The following is a 21,790-nucleotide window of genomic DNA, read 5'->3' on the forward strand; positions in this document are numbered from 1 at the left end:
ACGCTACCGCGCCGCTGTCGCCAGTTCGGCCCTCATCGGCCAGTCCTGACCCTCGAGGATCAGCTGGGCGCATCCGCCCGTCGTGAGGTTCACAACGATGGGCGCCATCAGGTTGACCGTCGTCGGCCCATCGCTGCCCGGGTTCACGACCACGAGAACGGATGCGTCACCCGCGCCCTCGAGCCCGAGCAACGAGCATTGCTCGTCCGTGATCGTCGGCTGGTACCCGGGCAGGTGGATGCCTGCGTCGAGCACGAACAGGCGCGGGCCGTGCTCAGCGTTCGCGGTGAGCGTGTACAGGCCGGGGGCGCCATTCGTCTCCACGAGGGAGAACTCCACGAGCGGTTCGAGTCCGGGAGGTGAGACGAGGAAGCTGAGGGCGGCGCTCATCGCAGGAAATCCATCAGGGTGGGCTGGAGGACCCTCGCGGTGACAGCGAGGGCGGTCTGGTACGACACCTGCTGCACCTGGAGATCGAGGATGACCTTGGCCAGGTCGACGTCCTCCACCTCGGATCGTTGCGCCTCGAGCGACACGGACTTTTCCACGTTGACCTCCTTGGCCCGCAGGATCTCTGCGTGGCGGGCTCCGACGGTGGCGTGCTGCCCGAGGATGGCGTCCTTGTGCGCGTCGATCGAATTGAGGTGGACACCGATGTTGGTGCCGCTGCGCAGGTCGCTGACGATGGTCCCGACCAGGGCGAAGACCGAGTCAGCACCTTCACCGAAGACCGCTGCACCGTCCGCGTCGACGCGGACGGTGGTGTCGGCGCCGATGCGCCGTTGGACCGTGGACCCGGGTGCACCGGTGAATGTGAATCCGGCGGTGAAGGCTTCGCCCGTATCCGAGTTGCCTGCGAAGACCGAGCGCCCGAGATACTCGGTGTTGGCCTCGGCCAGCAGCTCGGACTGCAGGCTCTCGAGTTCCACAGCGATGGCTTCCTTCGCGGTCGGCGAGAGCGCACCGTCGTTCGCGCCCTTCACCGTGAGGTCCCGGATCTTGTTCATTAGCACCGACACGTTTGACAGGGCCGAATCGACGGTGAGCAGCCAGGCGTTGCCGTCGCTGATGTTGCGTCCGTACTGCTCGGACGCCTGAAGCTCCGCCCTGAGCGACAGCGCTGTCGCTGTCGCGGTCGGGTCGTCCGAAGGACGGCCGATGAGCTTCTGGCTGGACGCCTGCTCCTGCAGCTTCGCCATCTGGCTCATGTTCGACTGCAGGTTGTGCAGCGCCGATCGCATCATCGTCTGGTTGGTCACTCGCTGGATCACGGACTACCTCCCTACGATTCCGGTGCGGTTGATCAGTGTGTCCAGCATCTCGTCGACCGCGGTCATCACGCGAGCTGCTCCCTGGTAAGCGGACTGGTACATGACCAGGCTGACGTTCTCTTCGTCCAGGTCGACCGACGCACTGGCCATTTGCGCACCGGATGCCGACGCCGCCGCCAGTTCCGCGAGCGCTGCCTGCTGCAGTTCCGTCCGTGCCTCGACGCCGGTGCGGGTGACGAAGCCGGCCCAGATCCGGTCAGGGGACGTGGCGGATGTTCCGATCTGCGAGATCGCGTCGGCAATGGAGCCGTCGAGTCCTCCAGCCCCTGGTGCGCCTGCGGCGATGTCGCCGACCTCCGTCGGCACGACGGACAGCCCGCGGGCCGCAGGTCCGGTCCCGCTGACCGTGAAGAAGTCGAGTCCGGTCTCACCTGATGTCGTGACGCCGGTGCGGTGGACGGCGTTGACCTGGCTGGCGATCGCCGTTGCGAGATCGTTGTACGCCTCGGCCGACTCGGCGAGGGAGCCGCCCGTTCTCAGGGCATCGGCAGGGGCGAGCATCGACACGGCGCCAGCGATCTCGCCGCCGGTCAACGCGACCGCGCTGCCAGGACGATGCGCCCATTCCAGGCGCACCGGCGCATCTGCAGCACCGCCCATGCGGAACGCCCCGGTCATGGTCACCGGCCTGACCGTGTCACCGGAGACGATGGCGTTGCCGGCGATCAGGACATCGATGGTGCCGTCAGGACGTTCGGCGACGGTCGCGCCGGTGAGGGCGGAGATCGTCGTCGCAAGCGAGTTGCGCTGGTCGAGGAGCTCGTTGACTGAACCGCCGGTCGCGAGGGCCGACCGGATGGTGACGTTGAGATTCGCGACCTGTGTCGCCGCTGAGTTGAGCTCGTCGGCCATTCCGCCGAGTTCGCCGCGCAACTGGGACCACTGTGCGTCCATCTCGTCGTAGCCCCTGGCGATCTGGGAGACGAGGACACCGGCCTGCTCGAGCACGATGCCGGCGGCCGCTGGGACGCCTGCACTGTTCGACAGGCCCTGCCAGGACGCCCAGAAGGTCTGCAGCTGCGCTGAGAGCCCGTTCTTTCCCGGCTCGCGCAGGGAGTCCTCGATGCCGCCCATGACGTTGGCCCTGACGGCAGAGAACCCGGCGATACCCGCCGAGGAGCGGACGCGGGCGTCGAGGTAGACATTTCCGAGGCGCGCAATCGAATCGACGGTGACGCCTCCCCCGACCTGCTGCGTCGAGGCGAGCGGGCCCACCTGGCCGAGCGCCCCGATGGCACTCGTCGTGACACGCTGCCTGGTGTAGCCGACCGTGTTCGCATTGGCCACGTTCTGGCCGACGACGTCGAGGCCCTGCCGCGCCGCGAGAAGGCCGGTGTAAGCGGTGTTCAGCCCGCTGAAGGTGCTCATCCGTCGGTCACAGGTCCTTGTCGAAGATGCGGGCAGAAGAGCTCGGTCCGCCGGCGGAGCCTGCGGCGTTATAGACGCCGGCGTCGGCTGATGCCTGCGCGAGTGTCTCCTGCGTCGACCTGGCAGCGGCCCTGAGCATACGCTCATTTGTGTCCCTGAGCACGGCGATCTCACCGGTGAGCTGGGTCAGCGCGCCGAGGTGGCTGTCGAAGATTTCAGCCCAGGGCCCGGGCGGGGCGTGATCGATGAGGCGGCGCAGCGTGGCATCCTCGCTCGCGTCCCATTCCCTGGCGACAGCGGCGACCTCGACGCTTCGAGCCAGGCCGACATCGCGAAGGCTTCCGACGACGTGTTCGATCTCACCGGTGGCGATGTGGAGCCACTTGGTCTTGCCCGTCGTCAGCAGGAGCTGCTCGACCTCGAGCTTGTAAACGACAAGTTCAAGGAGTTCTCGTTCACGCCAGATCAGCGCTGAGAGTTCGTTCGCGCCCATTTCTTCCAACTTCCAGGGTCCGTCGGTGATTGCACTTCCTGTGCGCGGCAGGAGTGCGGTGTTTGGATCACTCATGCGTAAAGGACTCCTCGTCTTGGATCTTTCCCAACTATCGGCGAGGGTGAGCACCATGTTAGGCGGAGCGGCGGGTCACGTGCGCGAAGGTGTCGCCAATCGACAAGGGGCGGCCGGCCCGGTCAGCCGGCCGGTCAGCCGGCCGGTGTGAACGATTCGAAGACGCCGTAGGCGATCACCCGTTCAGCGGTCGACCCCATGGGGCTGCAGGCCACGAAGGTGATGATGCGATCGCGTACCGCTGAGCCGCTCTGGTGCGGCACCGGATAGGTGACCTCGATGGCAGACGGGTCGACGTACTCCGACGAGCGGAAACGGTACTCGAATCGCCCCTCGGCGGTGTCCACATAGATCGGGTCGCCGATGACGAGAGTGTGGATGTTGTAGAGCGGCTTGCCATAGGTGACCCGGTGCCCGGCCAGCGCGAAGTTGCCGAGGCCGCCTGCAGCAGCGCTGCGGGGAAAGTGACCGACCATGTGGTTGAGGACGTCCCGCTCCCCGATTCCCTCGCCGATCTGCACGGCGAACTCCGCCCCGAAGCGCGGTATCCGCAGGGTGCCGAGAATAGTGGGGGTCGCTGTGCGGACCGTGGTCTCACCCGACGCGACCGGCGACACCGGCACGGCCCCTGCCGCCAGCGGACCGCTCACCCCGAGCGCAACGGCGAGCAGAAGGGCGGATGCTGCACGCATCAGGGCAGAGAAGAAGCGATTCGTGGTCATGTCGCTCCCGTCCGCCGCATCTGCCGCTCGCCTCAACGCTAGGCGACAGGACGGTGCACCGCCACCGCCAACACCGTGGAGACCGCCGGCATCCGCTCACGGGCAGTGACGCGGGAACGACGAAGGGCCCCGACACGGATGCCGGGGCCCTTCGCTGTGATGATCAGGCCGAAGCCTGGTCAGGGCTGATTAGCCCTGGTACTTCCAGATCTTGACGTAGTCGACCTGGTAGTCCAGCGGCTGCGTCCAGCTCTTGTTCTTCGGGTCGGGGAGACCCCAGTACTCAGCCGAAGGGCCGACGTGCAGGTTGAGGCGCACGTGCAGCGGCGAGCCGAAGTACTCCTTGTTCCAGAGCATCGGGTGCGTCTTCGGCGTTGCCGTAGCGATCTTCACGTCATCGACGTACATCGCCGCGTAGGTCGGGGTCAGCTCGAACGCGTAGGTGTGGAAACCATCCCACGGCTTGGAGGTCGCGCCCTGCTGCGAGTGAGTCCAGAAGAACTTCTCTCCGCCACCCATGGTCTTGCTGTGGATGGTGGTGGTCGCGGTGTCGATCTTCTGGCCGCCGGGGGCAGCCTTCTCGTTGTAGCCCCAGGCCTCCATGATGTCGATCTCGCCGGAGTTGGAGTTGCGCAACCAGAAGGCAGCGAGCGAGCCGTAGGTCTTCGGGCCGGTCGGCGTCTTGGCGCGGATCTCCCAGCGGCCGTACTGCTGGGCGTACGACATGTCGCCGCTCTTCAGCACACGCTGGTCGATGTAGCCCGTCTTGTGCGTGAGCACCGGGGCACCTGCTGCGCCTGCCGGGCGCTGGATCGGGGTGTCGAGCCAGTCAGCCTTGAGGTGGGCGATGCCGTTGTTGTCGACGGTCACCTGGTCCTTGGTCGGAACAGCGACGTCTGCGAGGAGGCCGAGGTTGCTGCGGTCACGGACGTTCCACTTGGACGGGTCGATGGCCGGCTGGCCAGACGCGTTCTTGTAGGTGAAGTTGTCCTGCCAGGCCGGGGTGCCCCACGCAGCGCCGGCGCCGGTGTCAGGCGCCGTCGGGGTGGTGGGAGGCGTCGGAGCGACCGGGGTGGTCGGCTTCGGAGGGGTGGTCGGCGCGGTGGTCGGAGGAGTGACCGGCGGCTTGGCCGGCGTCGTCGGCGGGGTCACCGCTGCAGACTTCTCCAGGGTGACCTGGGCGTCGAAGCTGATGTTATGGGTGGCGCGCCAGTTGGACTGGACCTGTGCCGAGATCAGGTTCGCGCCCGTCTTGAGCGCGGATGCCGGAACGGTCACCGTGATCTTGCTGGCCTTCGCCTTCGCGGTCTGCGGGGCTGCGGTCGCGTAGCTGGTGTCCTTGACCTCGCCGGCCTTGAGGTTCTTGCGAACCGCTTCGGTGCCGTTGACGTAGACGATGACGCCGTCATCGGCCCACGTGGTGAGGGTGATGCCCTTGGCAGGAACAGCATCAAGCGAGAACGACTTCTGGAAATACGACGCCAGCGGCTTCTTCGTGAAGCTGTTCGGGAGCGTCGTTCCGAGGGTGCCGGTGTTGAGACCGAAACCGAAGGGGGCCTTGCCCGTCGCCCAGGAGGCGGCCTTCGTCTTCCAGGTCGAGGTGGGGGCAGCAGTACCGCGGTAGTAGTTCCAGCCGGTGCTGCTGAACGAGACGACTGTCTCGGTGGATGCCACTGCGGCGGTGGCCGGGGCGGCGGATGTTGCGTTGGGGATGAGGAAGCCGGCGGTCAGAGCCGCGGCGACCATGGTCGATGTGAGTATCTTTTTTCGCACGAGTTATGTATGCCTATTCGTCGGGATGAGCCGAAAGGGCCCTTGGGTTTGTCCCCCATAGTGGGGGGCAAAGACCGAGCTAACGTAACTGGCATTAGCTGGCAATTACCTGTGTGAAACGGGGATTTTTCGTCGTTTGATAGCGGAGTGTGCGAACGGATTGCCCGGTCAACCTGCACTTTAATGAGAAAAGTTCACGGATGCAACAAAGTTCGACACGCCGACCGGGACTCTCAACTAGAACCTGAGCCATTCGGGGGGGACGAGCTCGGTGGCATCGCTGTGTTCATCGGCGAACCAGACGGCCGGCGCGATCACCGGATTCTCGGCCGTCGCTGGCGGCCCGAGCCAGCCGGCCCACCAGCTGAAGGTGCTGTTGGCGATGACTTTGGATGAGCACGCCGACATCAACGCGATCTCCCCTCCGTCCTGCAGCGTGGCATCCGTCGGGCAGACACGGTCACCCTCCCGCACGAGGTTCGCCGTCATCCACTCAGGGTCGTCGCCGAACCACACCCGGTTTCGATGCCCGAGAGCGTCGAGGTGGGCAAGGGCGCGATCGTAGTAGTCCCTGCCGAGGACGCCGTGCCTGGCGGTGTTGTGCGGCACGGCCAGGTAGTCGCCGCGGCGAACGTGGACGGCAACGCTGTGGGGGTCGCTGGAGAGCTCCAGGGCAAGACGCCGCCCGGAGGGGGTCAGCATGGAGTCGAGCAGGCCGCTGACGGCCTCGCGCACGCCATCGGCCGACGCGGTGAAGTAGTGGGGCGACTGGAAGTAACCCATCAGGTACGAGCGGCCGCCGAGCCGTTCGAGCACGGAGCGGTCGTGCCCCGACTTCTTCTGTTTGACCAGGCGGAGGCCTGACCCGTCATTGATCCACCCCCGTTTCTGTGCGAACGCGAGAATGAGCCCGGAGAACCGGGAGAACCGCTGGTCGGACCTGATCAGCGGCGCGATCACGAGGGGACGATCACCCCGGCAGCGCACGCTGTCGATCAGAACGGTCCGTCCGGAGTCCTCGAGCGCACGGGTGAAGGCCCACTCGAACAATTGATTGCCGAGCCCGCCCTGCAGGGTGAGCAGGATCTCTTTGTCTTTCACACGCCAGCGCACGTCCCACCATTCCTGTGGCCATGCCACGTCGCGCCGCCGGCGACGGGACCACCAGCGGGAGAGTGGAGCCAACGATAGGGTGAGCAACCCTCACGGGGACAGTCCCCCGAACATGTGACGCCTCAAGGCGGGGTACGTGGTCGTGCGGGAGGCTAGAGCGTGACGCCCCTGGATGCCATGTACGGCACGGGGTTCGTGAAGTTCCCGGCGATGCGGATCTTGAGGTCGAGGTGGCATCCGCTCACCACTCCGGTCGCACCGATGCCGGCGACGACGGTGCCTGCTTCGATCAGCTGCCCGACGGACACTGTGAAGGAGCCGGTCTGGACGTGCCCGTAGATCGACTCGATTCCACCACCGTGATCGACGATGACGCGCTGTCCGTACGCTCCGGCAGAACCGGTGAAGGTGACCCGTCCGGCGGAGACAGCTTTGATCGGCGTTCCGCAGCTGGCGCCGAAGTCGACCCCGTCGTGGAATGAGTTCGAGCACCCGGCCCCGTTGCAGACGAGACCTCGAGGACCGTACGGGGAGGAAATCCCTGCGGCGACCGGACGGATCCAGGTGTCGCTCTTTCCGGCGAGGAAGGCGGTCAGTTCGGGGTCGTTGGCGTTGTAGACGTGGTCGCCGTACCCGTTCGACTGGCTTGACCGGCTCGCGGCGAGCTTGGCAGCCTCTGCTGCGGCCTTTGCCGCCTTCGCGGCCTGCAGTTCCTCGGCCGACGTCGCCGAGTAGGAGTCCCGGGCGAGCTCCGGCCTGGTCCAGTCGGGGACCGTGAGCGACTGGGCCCCGGTGTCATGGGTCTGCGCGAGAACCGTGCTCTCCTCGGAGGTGAACGCGTAGGCAGGCAGGGCGACCGTGCCGAAGATACCGGGGACGGCGACGGCCACGATCAGGAGGGAACGGATCGACTTCCACCGCGACGGCTTCGCCACAGGGCGGGCGGATGCCTTCGGCTGCGAGCCGGCTACACGGGCTGCGACGGGCACAGTCGCGGTCGATGGGGAGGAAGTGGGGGCGACGGGCACGGCTGCAGCCACCGCTGGTGCGACAGTAACCGGCGCGGCGACCGTCACCGCCGACGCATCAACAGTGCTGGACGCATCAACAGTGCTGGACGCGTCGGCAGTGCTTGAGGAGCCGGGGACAGGCGCCGATGATCGTGCGGCTGCTTCCCGCAGGCTCCTGCGGGTGGGGAGGGCCGAATCGGGGTCGATTGCGGAGTCGCTTGCCGCCCGTTCGGGCTCTCGGCTGGTCTCGTCAATCATCACAAAAATTCTCCGCGCGCCAGAATTCAGGCCCCGGCACGACCGTTTTTCACGGCGCGTGTCGCGGTCAGGCTGACGCTGATGTTCAGTGGTGGACGGGAACATAATAGCCCTCGCCCGATTTCGGGTACCTCTGAGGATAGCCGAAGCCACCTGAGAGGACACTCCCAGTTTGGGTGGTCGCCGCCGTCGCAAGCGGGTACGGTCGTCCTCCATGACCGTCGTTCTGCGCAATCCGACCCTCGAGGATGCCGCCGATATCGGCCGTATCCACCAGCAATGCTGGGTCGAAACCTACGATTCACTGGTCGATCCGGAGTTCTGGGAGCACTCCACCGAGGCCCGCCGGATCGGCATGTGGGAGCGGATGCTGCGCCGCGAGGATGACGGAAGACGTCTCGTGGTCGCAGAGGTCGACGACGAGATCATCGGCTTCGCGCTGGTCGGCCCGTACGTTGCTCGCGAGCATCCAGGCCACGCTCCGGCGGAGGAGCTCGAAGTGCGGATGCTCTACGTTCTCCGCGCCCATCACGGCAGCGGCATCGGCCAGCAGCTCCTCGATGCCGTCCTCGCCCCGGATGAGTCGGCACAACTATGGGTGGCAGAGCGGAACCCGCGGGCGCAGGCGTTCTACCGTCGCAACGGCTTCGAGCCGGATGGCAGCCGGGACCCCACTCGGCACCATGGCGGCGACCTCACGGCCATCCGGATGCTCCGCAATATGCAGGAGGTCTGACCGGAATATGCAGGAGGTCTGACCGGCCCTCCGCCGAATGACGAAAGAAGTGTAGCCACCCCTTGTGGCATTCGGCGAGCCGACCGGCGGCATCCGCTCAGTGCGGCACGATGGAGTCGAGGACATCGGCCGCCGCCGGGCTCGAACGAGGTGTGGGGACCATGCGTAAGAAGAACAAGAACATCACGGCCGACGTCGACCAGGCCGACCTGAAGCCGGACTTCGCGCTGCAGCGCGGCGCCGGTGCTGCGGGTTTCAGCATCGCCGCGTACCGCATCGGGCTCGTCGGGGGCCTCGGTGTTCTCACCGCGCTGCTGATCGCAGGCATCCTGGGGCAGCTCAGCACCGTGCTCGTCTACATCGGCCTCGCCATCTTCCTGTCGCTGGGACTCGATCCCCTCGTCACCTGGCTGGAGAAGCGCATCCCGCGCGGTCTCGCGATCCTGCTCGTCGTCATTGCCGTCCTCGGGACGTTCGCCGGGTTGCTCTTCGCCGTCATCCCCGTCCTCGTCGAGCAGGCCGCGAACCTCGTCGAGGACTTCCCGCGCCTGCAGAAGGAGGTCCAGACCAGCGACTTCATCAAGCAACTGGAGAGCGCGTTCGGCGGATCGCTGAGCATTGCGGATGCCCTGACCGGCGCCATCGACTTCATCAGCGACCCGAAGAACCTCGTCGCGATCGGCGGCGGGCTCGCCGCAGTCGGAGCGGGAGTCGCAAGCGGTGTGACCGGTGCCACGATCGTCCTCATCCTCACCCTGTACTTCCTCGCCTCCCTCCGTTCCATGAAGGGCGTGGCCTTCCGGTTCGTTCCGGCCTACCGCCGCGTCGGCTTCGCGAAGATCACCGAGGAGATCACGAGCGCCGTCGGCCGCTACGTCGTCGGTCAGCTCAGCCTCGCCCTGTGCAACGGCATCCTCAGCCTCATCTTCCTGTCGATCATCGGGGCTCCGCTGCCGTTCCTCCTCGCGATGATCGCGTTCCTCGGATCGCTCGTCCCGCTGGTCGGAACACTCACCGCCTCGATCATCAACACCTTGATCTGCCTCTTCGTCTCCCCCACGACGGCACTGTTCGCCGGCATCTACTACCTGATCTACATGCAGATCGAGGCATACGTGCTGAGCCCACGCATCATGAGCCGCGCGGTGGCCGTTCCGGGCGCGATCGTGGTCATCGCCGCGGTCGCCGGTGGGGCGATCGGTGGAATCCTCGGCGCACTTGTCGCCATCCCCGTTGCGGCATCGGCGATCATCATCATCCAGAAGGTCGTCTTCCCGATCCAGGACGCGAAGGTCTCGCCGAGCGGCGCCTGACCTGCGCAGGGGGTCTTGACCCTCCTTGACGTCAGGAGAAGACTGTCGCGGACACACGAGATATTTCGGAGTGATCGTGACATCCTCACATCTTCTCGACCGGCGGGCGCTCGGCGACCTTTCTGACGCGCTGACCGGCACAGTTCTCCTCCCAGGAGACGACGGCTACGACGACGCACGTACCGTCTACAGCGGTGTCGGCGAGCCGGCCGTCGTCGTGCGGCCCTCCGACGCTTCGGACGTCTCTGCCGCCATCAGGTTCGCCCGCGCGCACGGGCTCGTCCTCTCGGTGCGGTCAGGTGGCCACAGCGGCAGCGGGTTCAGCACGAACACCGGCGGGCTCGTCGTCGATCTGCGCGGCCTTGACGAGATCGAGCTTCTCGACGAGGCCGCAGGGCTGGTCCGGATCGGGTCCGGCGCGCTCTGGGGTACCGTCGCGACCACCCTCGGCGACCTGGGACTGGCGCTCACGTCAGGCGACACGGTCAGCGTGGGCGTCGGCGGGCTGACCCTCGGCGGCGGGATCGGCTGGATGGTGCGCTCCCACGGACTGACCGTCGACAACCTCGTCGAGGCCACCGTCGTGACCGCAGACGGTGCCATCGTCACGGCAAGCGCCGACGAGCATCCAGATCTCTTCTGGGCTCTCCGTGGCGGCGGCGGCAACTTCGGGATCGCGACGAGCTTCGTCTTCCGGGCGCATCGACTCACCGGCGTCTACGCGGGAGTCATCCGGTACCGCCCTGACCACCTCGACACCGTGCTCTCCGGATGGCGCAGCGTGATGCGCGACGCCCCCGAGGAACTCAACATCACCTTCGCCTCGATGCCGGACTTCCCGGGCATGCCGGGTGGCATCCAGCTGTTCGTGTGCTTCGCCGGCGACGACGAGGCGGGAGCAAGCGCCGCGATCGGTCCGCTCCTCGCACTGCCGGGGCTGATCTCAGCCGATATCCAGCCGAAGCGGTATGCGGACGTCCTCGAGGAGGCTCATCCGCCCGAGGGGATGACCATCCTGATCCACAATGCCTTCGCGCGCGAACTCGACGATGAGCTCATCGCCGGGCTGACGGGGTTTTACGGGCGGCTCGAGGGTTCCGTTCTCATGATCCGCAGTCTCTCGGGGGCGTTCAACCGGGTCCAGGAGGATGCGACATCCTTCCCCTGGCGGGACAGCGAGGCGCTCGTCATCTCAGCGGCGTTCCTGCCTGCCGACGCTCCGGCCGCAGCCCAGCAGCGCGTGCACGACGAGTGGGGCAGGCTCGCTCCCCACCTGCAGGGTTCGTACGGTGGCTTCTCGAATGCCGCAGCCGGGGAGGCCACTGGGCTGATCTATCCGCCGCAGGTGCTCGAGCGCCTGTCAGCGATCAAACACAGGTACGACCCAGACAACCTCTTCAACCAGAACCACAACATCCGCCCGGTGCCCGCCTCCCGGTGAGCCGGCTCCGGACTCAGTTGTCTTCGTCATCCCAGCCCGCTGGACCCCATGACGTGCGATCGGATGCCTGTTCCCGGCGCAGTTCCCGCCTCGTGATCGGAACATCCGCCACCGGGAAGTCCTCCGACGCGAGAGCACGGGAACCCGTGGGCTCGTCGGTCACGTCGACGGGCTCCTGGCTCTCCGCTGGGGCTCCTTCGCCCTTCGTGCCGACCGCCTTCACGACGAGTACGGCGATCGCGGTGGTGACCGGGATGGCGAGGACGAGGCCGATCGAGCCGACGAGGGTGCGCACGATCTCCACCGCCAGTTCGCCGCTGGTGATCGTCTCGACCAACGGGCGATCCTGCAGGGACAGCAGGATGATGAGCGGGAGCGCCGCCCCGGCGTATGCGAACACGATCGTGTACACCGTGGAGGCGATGTGGTCCCGTCCGACCCGCATGGCGCCGGCGAACAGCCGCTTCGCACTCGAACCGGGCGCGAGCTCGTGCATCTCCCACACCGCGGACGATTGGGTGATGGTCACGTCGTTGAGTACGCCGAGCCCGGAGATGATCAGCCCGCACAAGAGGATCCCTGACAGCGAGATCGACCCGGAGGCGTACGACAGCGAGTAGTCCAGCTCGTCGTTCAGTCCGGTGAGATGGGCGGAGCCTGTCGCCCACGCGGCGATGAGTGCTGTCGTGATCAGGCCGAAGATCGTCCCCAGCAGGGCGGTCGACGTCCTCGCCGAGAAACCGTGGGCGAAATACAGCACCCCCACCATGATCACCGTCGATCCGACGAGTCCCAGGAGCAGCGGCGGTTTGCCCTCGATCAGCCCGGGAATGATGAACTGGGCGATCACGACGTACGCGCCGGCCAGGCCGAGGAGGGCCCGGAAACCGCGCCAGCGTGCGACGAGGACCACGACGAGCGCGTAGATGGCGGCGAGCAGTGCCATCGGCGCGGTGCGGACGAAGTCGACGAAGGAGTACTGGGCGACAGCGCCTTCGCCCGCGGCGCCCAGGTCGAGGAAGCGGATGCGGTCGCCGACGTTCACGTCGGCTTCCCGGATGACCTCAGGTGGAACCTCGACCTCGACGATCGCTCCTCCGTGATCCGGGTTGAGGTGGGCGACGAGGCATTTCTGCCCCTCGGACTCCTCGCTGGACGGATAGAGGCAGGTCGCCACGCTGGTGCCCTCGACGGTTCCGACCTGGAAGCTCGCTCCCTCCGTTGCCGAGTACGGGTTGCCGACCTCGACGTCGCTCGCGGTTCCGCTGGGCCAGAGGAGGAACATGGCGACGATGGCCGCGAGCGTGAGGGGGATCAGTATCGCGGCGAGGAGCCGGTTCGCGCGGCGACGCGTGGCGACCGCCTGTGGGGACATGTCGAGATGCGAGTGGCTGTGACCCATGGGAGTTCCTTCCGGTGTCAGTGCTGGAGTCGTCTGGCACGTGCGGACCGTAACGCGTCCGTGCCGATCATGAGGGCGAGACCGATCCCGAGGAACGCGATCTGGGCTGCGGGCAGGGAGTGGATTCCCGTGCGGTCGAGGAGGATGCCACCGAGCAGCGCACCACCGCCGATGCCGACATTGAACGCGGTCGTCTGCAGGGCCGCGGCGACGTCCCTCGTCCTGAACGAGGCGGTGTGCAGCATCCGTGTCTGCAGCATCGCTGGCACACCGCCGAACGCGACGCCCCAGAGGACGAAGGCGATGACCACGACGACCGAGTTCGCCGACCACACGGCGAGAACGGCGATCGCCAGCATCATGCCGGCGATGGCCAGGGCGAAGCCGCGCTTCGGGAACCGGTCGGACGCGTACCCGGCCAGAACGAGGCCGATGACTCCCGCTCCGCCGAACAGGAAGAGGAGGAAGGCCACCGAGGTGTCTGGGAACCCGGCGACGTCGACGAGCCACGGCGCGATGTACGTGTAGAAGGTGTTCTGGCCGGTGATGAGGATCACGATGACGATGCAGAGGAGGACGACGCCGCGGATGCTGCGGTCCTTGTAGAGCGGAATCGCGATCTCACCGGTCTTCAGCACGACGTGGTGGTTCACCGGTGGAAGGAATTTCACGACCGCGAAGGCGAGCAGGACGACGATCACGGCGATGATCGCGAACGCCGCCCGCCACCCCAGCGCGTGGCCGAGCGCCGTGCCGACCGGGACGCCGAGGACGAAGGCGGCCGATGCCCCTCCTGAGGTGATGGCAACGGCCTTCCCCAGCTGGTGCTTCGGGACGAGGTGGGCGGAGTACGCGGCGACCACCGCCCAGAACAGGCCGTGCGCCAGGCCACCCAGGACGCGGGCACCGACGAGGATCTCGTAGGTGGGGGCGATCGCGGCGAGGATGTTCGCGAGCGCGATCACGCCGAGGACGACGACCACGAGGCCTTTGCGCGAGTACTTGCGGGTCAGCGCCGCCAGCGGAGTGGTCGCGATGACGACGGTGCCGGCGAAGACCGTCACGAGGAGGCCTGCTGTCGACAGGCTCACGCCAAGTTCTTCGGCCATGTCCGGCAGGAGGCCGGTGGGCAGGAACTCGCTCGTCACCGAGACGAAGATCGCTCCGGCGAGGGTGAGCAGGCCGATCCACGGGAAGGCAGGAGCCGTGGTCTTCTCGGTCGTGGTCGTGGACACAGGCATCGCCGTTCAGGGTCTGGTGGGGGAAAGGTGCGGAGCCGACTCCGGCGTGCGGCGCGCTGTCGGTTCAGCCTATTCGACGCCTCAGGCGAACGTGAGCCTCAGCATCACCCGGTCCTGGCGTCCGGACCGGCTCAGGCGCTCGATGAAGAGGAACACGCGGTACTCGAGGCCGTACTTTCGCGAGAAGACTCTGGTGAGGGTACCGCGGCTCGCGTCGTCGTCGAGAATGGTCGCCGTCGCCGCCGTGGGCTGCGCGTCGTCGCCGACCCGACCCATCCTGTTGCAGGGGCGGAGCTCGATCCGGTCGTCGTGGCGAAGGCGGCGGACCTTGCCACTCTTCTTCGGCGTCGTCGCCAAGGGTCCGTCTGAGTCGCTGGCGATCCACACCGGCGAGGTCAGGGCGTGGCGATGAAGTCGAGCAGGTGCTCGAGTGGTCGAGGCGCCCGCTCGTTGCCGAGCGCCTCCACCAGGGCACGCGCATACCGGCTCTTCCTGCCGCCGATCGAGCCGAGGAAGCGTCGCTGCTGGGCGTCGACGGCACGGCCGCGCTGCGCTGGCTGGTTCTGGAAGATTCGGAACGCCCTGAGGTCGCCCTGGGCATCCATCGTGTTCTCGACGTTCGTCGTTCCCAGGGTCCGGATGAGCTCGTCCTCGAGGTCCGCGCTGCAGACGTAGAACCCGAGAGCCTCCATGTCGTCCCTGGTGAGGTTCGCGCCGAGACCTGCATGCTCGAGGCCGCGGCGGAAGAACCCTTCCTCGCCGATGTCGCAGAGCCCGGCGAGGTCGAGGCCGAGTCCTGGCGGACCGAGGAGGGAGACGTAGTTACGGATGTTCATGGCGCCGCCGAGCGGGATGACGGCGACGTGTTCGTCCTCGAGGTCGATGCCGCGGATCTCGGCGAGTGCCTCGAGTGCGACCCGGTCGCTGTCGCCTTCGACGAGAACGGCCGTTGCGACGGAGCCGGCGAGCGCCGTGACCTCGGTAGGCGCGGGCACCCCCGCTTCGCCGGTCGCCCAGGTGGCGACAGCGTGGCGGAACCGCACCATCTCGTCCATGGCCTCATTGTGTCGCGTCAGCGGTGTTCCGTCAGCACGGCACAAGGAAAGGGACCCGACACAAGGACCCAATGGCGCGCGAGTCTTGACTCGTGCCGATCTCCTTGTCTCGTGCCGATCGGCGCCAGGATGCCGACGCGCTGAGCAGGAGATCACACGGTTTACAGGAGCAATGCCGCGAAAGCACCCTCAGCATCGTGCAATCTCCTCCTCACCGTGCGACCCGCCTTGCGCGGCTGCGTTTCGGGCGGAAATACCGTTGGTCAATCGACGTATGGGCGTCCGACCCCCGGATTTTCCTCCCGAAACCCAGCGTTCGGACTCCATGCCGTCCCCAACTGCGCAAAATCTTGCGAAAAACCCCACTCACGACCCGCTCACGCGAGAATCGGCGAGAATCTCCGAAGTTCGGGACAGCTACCGCCCGCCGCCCGCCCTTCTTGTAATTAGTTTCTCCGAATGCATATACTTTGCGAGACAGTACGCGGTACGCAATAACTGTCAGAGGGGTAACGATGAGCGTTCGACAAAGCCTGCTGGCGATTCTCGACCAGGGGCCCTGCTACGGCTACCAGCTTCGGGCCGAGTTTGACCGGCGCACCGGCTCGACCTGGCCGTTGAACGTCGGCCAGACCTACTCCACTCTCGAGCGCCTCGAACGCGACGGACTCGTGATCAAGGGTGAGGCGGATGGCGAGGGACACCAGTACTACGTCATCACGGCGGAGGGGAAGGCCGAGGTCCGCAGCTGGCTCGGCACACCGGTCGAGCGCGGACAGGTGTCCCGCGACGAACTCGCCGTGAAACTCGCGATCGCGGCGACGCTTCCTGGTGTCGACGTCACATCCGTCGTCCAGGTCCAGCGCCGCGCCTCGCTCGCCTCCCTGCAGGCGCTGACCAGGAGCAAGTACGCCGGGGGCGACGCCGACGGCCCGGAGGAGCTCGCCTGGCAGCTGGTCATCGACTCCCTGATCTTCCAGGCCGAGGCCGAGGTGCGCTGGCTTGATCACGTCGAGTCGAAGCTGCGCCGTCACGCCGATCACACCATGACCCTGCAGGATGTCTCGGAGCTGCCCCGCCGAGGACGCCCCAGCCGCACCGAATCGACGAGCGGAGCCACCCAGTGACCGAGCTGCTTCGACTCAACGGGATCTCCCAGCAATACGGCAAGGGCGCGACCGCCGTCACGGCGCTGTCGGGAATCGACCTGGTGGTCTCGGAGGGTGAACTCGTGGCCGTCATGGGAGCGTCCGGGTCCGGGAAGTCCACCCTGCTCGCCGTTGCGGGCGGACTCAGCACCCCTACTACCGGTGAGGTGATCGTCGAGGGAACCTGGCTCAGCGAGGCGAAGCCAGCCGACCTCGCCAGGCTCCGTCGGCGAACGCTGGGCTACGTCTTCCAGGATTTCAACCTCATCCCGACCCTGACCGCGCGCGAAAACGTCACCCTTCCACTCGAGCTCGACGGCTGGAAGACCCGCAAGGCCAACGCGGCCGCCGACGAGGCGCTCGCGAGTGTCGGGCTGAGCGACCGCGCCTCGCACTACCCGGACGACCTCTCGGGCGGCCAGCAACAGCGCGTCGCCATCGCCCGCGCCGTGGTCGGCCCGCGAAAGCTCATCCTGGCCGACGAACCGACCGGCGCCCTCGACAGTGAGACCAGTGACGTGGTTCTGCGGATGCTGCGCCGCCGGGTGGATGCCGGCGCCGGCGGCATCCTCGTGACCCACGAAGCGCGCCACGCGGCCTGGGCGGACCGCATCATCTTCCTCCGTGACGGCCGGATCGTCGACCAGTCGACTGCGGTGTCCGTCGATTCGCTGCTGACCGCCTCCGCCGATCGATGAGTCGGCGCGGGGGGAACGGCGCACACACCGAACAGCAGGAGTCGCGCATCCGGAAACGGGCGCCGCGTTATCGGCGGGGTGAGTCCGTCGTCGAACAGAATCGGCTGAAGCGCAGCCTTTCGGACTGGAGGATCGCCCTGCGAATCGCCCGTCGTTCGGTGGGTCGCACGCTCGGCACGAGTGCGGTCGTCGTGACGATGGTGGCCCTGCCCGTCGCGGGTTTCTCTGCCGCAGCGCTCGTCGGCGAGAGCACCTTCCCCACCCCGGCCGAACGCATCTCCGCCGAACTCGGGCGGAACGAAGCGAAGCTTCTCGCCGTTTACGCGCCAGATCCGACCCTCGTGCAGAACCCGTACGACCCGTGGAATGTCACCTACGGCACCGATGACACCGGGCGCCCGGCCAACGAGGATCCGGATGCCGTTCCGGTCGACCCCCGGGACCTCTTCCCCGCCGACACCGAGATGCTCGAGCTGTCGGAGTCCTCGGTGAGGACCGAAACCGCGGGCGGCAAGGGACAGCTCGCCGCTGTTGTCGGCCCCGTGTGGGACGACGCATTCACCGGCCGGTTCAAGATCGTCGAGGGCGCTGCGCCCGACGAGGCGAACGAGATCCTGGTCACGGCATCGGCGCTCGAGCGCCTGGGTGCGCGCGTCGGATCCGAGGTTGTCGTGCTCGAACCCAAGAGGGCAACGGTGGTCGTCTCGGGCGTCATCGATGACGCCATGTTTCCCGACGACTTCGAGAGCCTCTACTTTTCGGCCAGCGCATGGCCCGGATCGGACGCCGACACCTTCAGCACGACCTGGTACCTCCCGGACACGGTTGTCGATCGCTCCGAACTCAGCCGGCTCAATGCCCAGGGCGTCACGGCGCTCTCCCGGGCCGTGCTCGACGATGCGACGACGATCGACTTCGCCACCCAGGGATCGTTCTGGCTGCAGTACGGCGTCCTCCTGTTCCTGGCCGCAGCGTTCGCCGTGTTCGAGATCATCCTGCTGGCCGGGGCCGCATTCGCGGTCGGCGCTCGCAAGCAACAGCGCTCTCTCGCGACCGTGGCGAGCGTCGGCGGTGGTCATCGCATCCTGTACCGGATCGTGACGGCCCAGGGCCTGGTGCTCGGACTGATCGGTGGGCTCATCGGCGTGGCCATCGGCATCCCCGCTGGCGCCATTTTCATGGCCGCTGCCGACAATGGCAGCGCCACTCAGTTCTGGGGATTCCACCTCAATCCACTGGCCATGCTCGTCATCGTTGTGCTCGCCGCGGTGGTCGGGCTTCTCTCGGCGATCGCGCCGGCGCGCGCCGCGACGAAGTTCGACGTGCTGGCCGCACTCCGCGGGAGCCGAAAGCCCGCTCCGCCCAACCGCAAGTCGCCGACGATCGGCGTCGTTCTGATGATCGCCGGTGCGTCGCTGACCCTGGCCGGAGCGGTGGCGCTCCGCATCCTCACCGGTGGCCCCGCGTGGGAGCCGGGCGTGTTCTTCTGGTGCGCTCTCGCTGCGCTCGTGGCGGGACCCATTCTCGCGCAGGTCGGCATCATCATGTGCGGCGCGCTCGTTCTGCGGGCGATCGCCCGCGTCGTGCCCCGCCGGGCGGGTCTGGGGGCTCGACTCGGAGCACGCGACAGCGCGGCGCATCCGTCCCGTGCCGTGCCCGCGTTCGCGGCCATCATGGTGACGGCATTCATCGGAGTCATCGCCATCAACGTGGCGGTGTCCGGGCAGCGGTCGAATGAGTTGCACTACTCGCACATGGTCGCCCCGGGTGCCGTTCAGATCTGGATCCCGCAGGACGAAGAGGGTAAACCGACGGCCGACACCCCGGACCTGACCGCCGCGCTCTCGACCGCGGTCGATGTCGACACGTCCGCCGTCATCTCCACCGCACGAATGGTGTGGGGCCCTGACGGAGGGGTGACCGCCGAGGCCACCCCATGGCCGTCCATCCCCGTCGAGAACATCTGCCCGTCGAACCCTGAATCGGCGGACTACGACCCCGAGGTCTTCGATGACCCCGCCTCTTCGCCCGGCTATCTCCCCGCAATGCAGGCTCTCGAATCCGACTGGCGTTGCGCCGCAGACAACTACTACCTCTTCAGTATTGGCAACAGTCCGATCATCGTGGCGGATGTGGACGAGCTCGCGTTGCTTCTCGGCAAGAAGCCGAGCGCGGCCGCGACGGAGGCGCTCACGTCGGGCGGCGCGGTGGCGCTCTGGCCGGATTACGTGGCCGACGACGAACTGACCATCTCCTGGTGGTCGAAGGAGTCCATGAACTTGCACGACGGCGCCCAGATCGCCGTCGCGAGCTCGAGGACCCTGGCATCCGAGTCCCTGCCTGCCGTCGTCGACGAACCCGTCGTCCGGCTCCAGTTCGGAGTGGTCATCTCGCCGGAGACGGCGGAGAGACTCGAGATCGACACGGCGCCGGCATTCATCCTCGCCTCGCTCACGACGCCGCCAGGGCAGGAGCAACTCGATGCGGCGACGGCATCGCTCGAGTCGTTGGGTGCGTGGCCTTATTACGAAAAGGGGCCACAGGACGATTCGATCGTCTGGATTCTCGGTGCACTCGGGCTCTGCGGCATCCTGTTCCTCGGTGCAAGCGCCGTCGCGATCGGGCTGGCACGGGCAGACGGCAGGCAGGATGACGCCACCCTCACGGCGGTCGGCGCCACCCGGCTGCTCCGACGCAACTTCGCGTTCTGGCAGGCGATCATCATCGTGGGAGTCGGTGCAGTGGCCGGCACGCTCGCCGGGCTGCTCACGACCTACGCGATCTCGCTGATGGACACCAGCGGCATGTGGGCGTTCCTCCCGCCGTGGCCGGCCCTCGGCCTTCTCGTGGTGGGGATGCCACTGGTGATCGCGGCGGGAAGCTGGCTCGTGGCCTCCCGTCCGACGACACTCGCGCACCGGATGTCGGTCGGCTAGCGCAGCGGCTCGCCTTCGTTTCGGGAGGAAAGACCGTTGGTCAATCGACGTATGGGCGTCGGACCCCCGGTTTTCCCTCCCGAAACCCAGCGTTCGGCCTCCGTACCGTCCCCAACGGCGGAAAATCTTGCGTAGAAACCCACCTCAACGGCCCGCTCACGCCCGAATCGGCGCGAATCTCCGAACTTCGGGACAGCCACCGCTACGCCCCCGCGGGTGGCTCCGCGAGCAGCTCGACCCGGTCGGCGAGGTAGCAGTCGAGGTCGATGGCATCCGCATCTCCTGCAGAGGCGTTCCAGCGCACGCGGGCCCGATCGCCGGAGAGAAAGAGACGACCGGCCGCAGAGCGCAGGTGGTCAGAGTCGAGCACGACCTCGACCGCATCGAAGTTGACGGTCTCCCCGTGCGGGAAACGTCCGCGGGTCGCCGCGGCCCGGTACTCCCGCCGCTGCTCCGCAGACGCCGACTGGTACGCGGGACGCCCCGGCTCCAGGGCACGCGTCGCCAGGCCGGTCTCGTAGAGCGTGCCGTCGGGCGCAAGCAGGAACACTCCGAGCCGCCAGACCCTGCCCGCGGACCGCAGCACCGGCTTCCTGGGCACCCCGAGCACTCGCCGCTCTGGCACGTACTCGGCGAGCGCCTCATCCCGCGCACCGGCCTCCGTCAGCCGTTCGACAGCATCGTCGAGAAGGGTGCGGATCTCGGCCACGACTCGGTCGCCGTCAGCGGGAGGCATCCGTCATCGTCCCGATGCAAGCAGTCTCACGACCCGCTCAGGGTCGTCGAGGAGCGGACGGGATGCCGGGTCGCTTACCAGGCGGACCAGCAGAGCGGACGCCGCCCGCACGCTTGTCGTCCAGTATCCGCCCACGTGGTGGCGGGTGATCGGCATCACGACGGGATCCGCACCACGGATCGAGACGCGAAGCGTGCCGTCTTCGATGTCGCTGCCGATGTCCCAGGACACGAGGAGCGTGCCGAGAATACCCAACCCGATCGTCGTCGCGAGTCCCGGCAGCCGGAAGCGTGTCTCGGGAACCGACAGAGACACGTCGTCGATCCGAGACCAATCGAGCGAAACCGCTTGTTCCTGGTACTCGCGGAGTACGAGTGCGGATGCTGTCAGTTCGGCGTGATGACCGCCAGCGTCGCCGAGAACGAGGGAGTCACCCCGGGCTTCGAGGGGTCCGAATCGGCTCATGCCGCCAGCCTAGCTGGGCGCTCGCAACGCCAGGCGCGTCTGGGTCTGGGCGGCTCCCGCATCCGTCTTCAGGTGCCGGAGCAGTGCGTCGAGGCGACCGGTGTCATCGACGACGACGTGGAGGAGGTAGTCGTACGGACCGGTCACGTGCACGGCGTCACGCACCTGGGGCAGGTTCTCGACGGAGGCGAGGAAGGCATCCGAGTCGCCGTCCGCGCGGAGGCGAACATCGATGAACGCTTCCAGTCCGGCAGCGCCGACCGGCACGTCCCCGGCGAGGACTGCCCGATAGCCGAGGATCACCCCCGCCTTCTCGAGCTTCCGCACCCGGGCCGCAGCCGCATTCGTGCTCAGGCCCACGAGACCGCCGAGGGTGCTGAAAGATATCCTGCCGTTTCTCCGGAGATGACCGAGAATTTCACTGTCGACGGTGTCCATACCGCGAATATATCTGGTCAGCGGCAGGATGCACAGCT

Annotated in this window: 21 protein-coding genes; 6 read left to right on the forward strand and 15 right to left on the reverse strand. The window is 67.0% G+C overall.

What is annotated here, in order from left to right; genetic code table 11:
• Positions 1 to 3 precede the first annotated feature (3 nt).
• The 8 genes from AC1M2K_RS05725 to AC1M2K_RS05760 all read right to left on the reverse strand — a co-directional run bounded on the left by AC1M2K_RS05725 (position 4) and on the right by AC1M2K_RS05760 (position 8,143).
• Complete coding sequence (locus tag AC1M2K_RS05725) at positions 4 to 390, reverse strand: flagellar assembly protein FliW (protein ID WP_480240192.1); 387 nt, start codon at positions 388 to 390, stop codon at positions 4 to 6.
• The gene (gene flgL / locus AC1M2K_RS05730) at positions 387 to 1,271 is read right to left on the reverse strand and encodes a flagellar hook-associated protein FlgL (RefSeq protein ID WP_480240193.1); all 885 of its coding nucleotides are present in this window, start codon (positions 1,269 to 1,271) and stop codon (positions 387 to 389) included. Before flgL ends, AC1M2K_RS05725 begins: the two co-directional genes overlap by 4 nt.
• A gap of 3 nt (positions 1,272 to 1,274) precedes the next feature.
• Positions 1,275 to 2,699 carry a flagellar hook-associated protein FlgK gene (gene flgK, locus AC1M2K_RS05735; protein WP_480240194.1) on the reverse strand — a complete coding sequence of 475 codons (1,425 nt, stop codon included), beginning with the start codon at positions 2,697 to 2,699 and terminating at the stop codon, positions 1,275 to 1,277.
• Between the two features lie 7 nt (positions 2,700 to 2,706).
• On the reverse strand, positions 2,707 to 3,267 hold the full coding sequence (locus AC1M2K_RS05740) for a flagellar protein FlgN (RefSeq protein ID WP_480240195.1): 561 nt from the start codon (positions 3,265 to 3,267) through the stop codon (positions 2,707 to 2,709).
• A 134-nt stretch (positions 3,268 to 3,401) separates the two neighbouring features.
• A complete protein-coding gene (locus tag AC1M2K_RS05745; RefSeq protein ID WP_480240196.1) occupies positions 3,402 to 3,989 on the reverse strand; it encodes a sortase domain-containing protein in 588 nt (195 codons plus the stop codon).
• 189 nt (positions 3,990 to 4,178) lie between these two features.
• Positions 4,179 to 5,762, reverse strand: a complete 1,584-nt coding sequence (locus tag AC1M2K_RS05750; RefSeq protein ID WP_480240197.1) for a glycoside hydrolase family 16 protein — start codon at positions 5,760 to 5,762, stop codon at positions 4,179 to 4,181.
• Positions 5,763 to 5,999: 237 nt separating this feature from the next.
• Positions 6,000 to 6,902: an alpha-1,2-fucosyltransferase gene (locus AC1M2K_RS05755; protein WP_480240198.1), complete on the reverse strand. Its 903-nt coding sequence runs from the start codon at positions 6,900 to 6,902 to the stop codon at positions 6,000 to 6,002.
• Between the two features lie 125 nt (positions 6,903 to 7,027).
• Positions 7,028 to 8,143 carry a M23 family metallopeptidase gene (locus AC1M2K_RS05760; RefSeq protein WP_480240199.1) on the reverse strand — a complete coding sequence of 372 codons (1,116 nt, stop codon included), beginning with the start codon at positions 8,141 to 8,143 and terminating at the stop codon, positions 7,028 to 7,030.
• A gap of 214 nt (positions 8,144 to 8,357) precedes the next feature.
• Here AC1M2K_RS05760 and AC1M2K_RS05765 point away from each other — a divergent pair, with 214 nt between their 5' ends.
• From AC1M2K_RS05765 to AC1M2K_RS05775, 3 genes are all read left to right on the forward strand, one after another.
• On the forward strand, positions 8,358 to 8,879 hold the full coding sequence (locus tag AC1M2K_RS05765; RefSeq protein ID WP_480240200.1) for an N-acetyltransferase family protein: 522 nt from the start codon (positions 8,358 to 8,360) through the stop codon (positions 8,877 to 8,879).
• Between the two features lie 161 nt (positions 8,880 to 9,040).
• On the forward strand, positions 9,041 to 10,192 hold the full coding sequence (locus AC1M2K_RS05770; RefSeq protein WP_480240201.1) for an AI-2E family transporter: 1,152 nt from the start codon (positions 9,041 to 9,043) through the stop codon (positions 10,190 to 10,192).
• Positions 10,193 to 10,268: 76 nt separating this feature from the next.
• Positions 10,269 to 11,633: an FAD-binding oxidoreductase gene (locus AC1M2K_RS05775; protein WP_480240202.1), complete on the forward strand. Its 1,365-nt coding sequence runs from the start codon at positions 10,269 to 10,271 to the stop codon at positions 11,631 to 11,633.
• Positions 11,634 to 11,646: 13 nt separating this feature from the next.
• Here the strand turns inward: AC1M2K_RS05775 and AC1M2K_RS05780 are convergent, their stop codons facing one another.
• From AC1M2K_RS05780 to AC1M2K_RS05795, 4 genes are all read right to left on the reverse strand, one after another.
• Complete coding sequence (locus AC1M2K_RS05780; RefSeq protein ID WP_480240203.1) at positions 11,647 to 13,035, reverse strand: YibE/F family protein; 1,389 nt, start codon at positions 13,033 to 13,035, stop codon at positions 11,647 to 11,649.
• Between the two features lie 17 nt (positions 13,036 to 13,052).
• Positions 13,053 to 14,276, reverse strand: coding sequence for an MFS transporter (locus tag AC1M2K_RS05785; protein WP_480238414.1), 1,224 nt, complete (start codon positions 14,274 to 14,276; stop codon positions 13,053 to 13,055).
• Positions 14,277 to 14,357: 81 nt separating this feature from the next.
• Positions 14,358 to 14,633: a PNPOx family protein gene (locus tag AC1M2K_RS05790; RefSeq protein WP_480240204.1), complete on the reverse strand. Its 276-nt coding sequence runs from the start codon at positions 14,631 to 14,633 to the stop codon at positions 14,358 to 14,360.
• 38 nt (positions 14,634 to 14,671) lie between these two features.
• Positions 14,672 to 15,331, reverse strand: a complete 660-nt coding sequence (locus AC1M2K_RS05795; RefSeq protein ID WP_480240205.1) for a TOPRIM nucleotidyl transferase/hydrolase domain-containing protein — start codon at positions 15,329 to 15,331, stop codon at positions 14,672 to 14,674.
• A gap of 515 nt (positions 15,332 to 15,846) precedes the next feature.
• On the opposite strand from AC1M2K_RS05795, the gene AC1M2K_RS05800 reads away from it, so the two are divergent.
• The 3 genes from AC1M2K_RS05800 (at position 15,847) to AC1M2K_RS05810 (ending at position 20,113) form a co-directional block, all read left to right on the forward strand.
• Positions 15,847 to 16,458, forward strand: coding sequence for a PadR family transcriptional regulator (locus tag AC1M2K_RS05800; RefSeq protein ID WP_480240206.1), 612 nt, complete (start codon positions 15,847 to 15,849; stop codon positions 16,456 to 16,458).
• Complete coding sequence (locus tag AC1M2K_RS05805) at positions 16,455 to 17,177, forward strand: ABC transporter ATP-binding protein (RefSeq protein WP_480240207.1); 723 nt, start codon at positions 16,455 to 16,457, stop codon at positions 17,175 to 17,177. The genes AC1M2K_RS05800 and AC1M2K_RS05805 overlap by 4 nt, the downstream gene beginning before the upstream one ends.
• Positions 17,178 to 17,335: 158 nt before the next feature.
• Entirely contained in the window at positions 17,336 to 20,113 is a 2,778-nt protein-coding gene (locus tag AC1M2K_RS05810) for a hypothetical protein (protein ID WP_480240208.1), read from the forward strand.
• 202 nt (positions 20,114 to 20,315) lie between these two features.
• Here AC1M2K_RS05810 and AC1M2K_RS05815 read toward each other — a convergent pair whose 3' ends face one another.
• The 3 genes from AC1M2K_RS05815 to AC1M2K_RS05825 are packed head-to-tail and all read right to left on the reverse strand — an operon-like array spanning position 20,316 to position 21,752.
• The gene (locus tag AC1M2K_RS05815; RefSeq protein WP_480240209.1) at positions 20,316 to 20,849 is read right to left on the reverse strand and encodes a hypothetical protein; all 534 of its coding nucleotides are present in this window, start codon (positions 20,847 to 20,849) and stop codon (positions 20,316 to 20,318) included.
• A gap of 3 nt (positions 20,850 to 20,852) precedes the next feature.
• Positions 20,853 to 21,314, reverse strand: coding sequence for a hypothetical protein (locus AC1M2K_RS05820; RefSeq protein ID WP_480238417.1), 462 nt, complete (start codon positions 21,312 to 21,314; stop codon positions 20,853 to 20,855).
• A gap of 9 nt (positions 21,315 to 21,323) precedes the next feature.
• A complete protein-coding gene (locus AC1M2K_RS05825; RefSeq protein WP_480240210.1) occupies positions 21,324 to 21,752 on the reverse strand; it encodes an Lrp/AsnC family transcriptional regulator in 429 nt (142 codons plus the stop codon).
• Between the last annotated feature and the right edge of the window lie 38 nt (positions 21,753 to 21,790).

This window comes from Mycetocola sp. Y171 (assembly GCF_056713165.1).

Coding starts and splice junctions, on each gene's coding strand:
- AC1M2K_RS05725 (WP_480240192.1), bottom strand. CDS start 390: ATGAGCGCCGCCCTCAGCTTCCTCGTCTCACCTCCCGGACTCGAACCG.
- flgK (WP_480240194.1), bottom strand. CDS start 2,699: ATGAGCACCTTCAGCGGGCTGAACACCGCTTACACCGGCCTTCTCGCG.
- AC1M2K_RS05740 (WP_480240195.1), bottom strand. CDS start 3,267: ATGAGTGATCCAAACACCGCACTCCTGCCGCGCACAGGAAGTGCAATC.
- AC1M2K_RS05745 (WP_480240196.1), bottom strand. CDS start 3,989: ATGACCACGAATCGCTTCTTCTCTGCCCTGATGCGTGCAGCATCCGCC.
- AC1M2K_RS05760 (WP_480240199.1), bottom strand. CDS start 8,143: ATGATTGACGAGACCAGCCGAGAGCCCGAACGGGCGGCAAGCGACTCC.
- AC1M2K_RS05765 (WP_480240200.1), top strand. CDS start 8,358: ATGACCGTCGTTCTGCGCAATCCGACCCTCGAGGATGCCGCCGATATC.
- AC1M2K_RS05770 (WP_480240201.1), top strand. CDS start 9,041: ATGCGTAAGAAGAACAAGAACATCACGGCCGACGTCGACCAGGCCGAC.
- AC1M2K_RS05780 (WP_480240203.1), bottom strand. CDS start 13,035: ATGGGTCACAGCCACTCGCATCTCGACATGTCCCCACAGGCGGTCGCC.
- AC1M2K_RS05785 (WP_480238414.1), bottom strand. CDS start 14,276: ATGCCTGTGTCCACGACCACGACCGAGAAGACCACGGCTCCTGCCTTC.
- AC1M2K_RS05795 (WP_480240205.1), bottom strand. CDS start 15,331: ATGGACGAGATGGTGCGGTTCCGCCACGCTGTCGCCACCTGGGCGACC.
- AC1M2K_RS05800 (WP_480240206.1), top strand. CDS start 15,847: ATGAGCGTTCGACAAAGCCTGCTGGCGATTCTCGACCAGGGGCCCTGC.
- AC1M2K_RS05815 (WP_480240209.1), bottom strand. CDS start 20,849: ATGCCTCCCGCTGACGGCGACCGAGTCGTGGCCGAGATCCGCACCCTT.
- AC1M2K_RS05820 (WP_480238417.1), bottom strand. CDS start 21,314: ATGAGCCGATTCGGACCCCTCGAAGCCCGGGGTGACTCCCTCGTTCTC.
- AC1M2K_RS05825 (WP_480240210.1), bottom strand. CDS start 21,752: ATGGACACCGTCGACAGTGAAATTCTCGGTCATCTCCGGAGAAACGGC.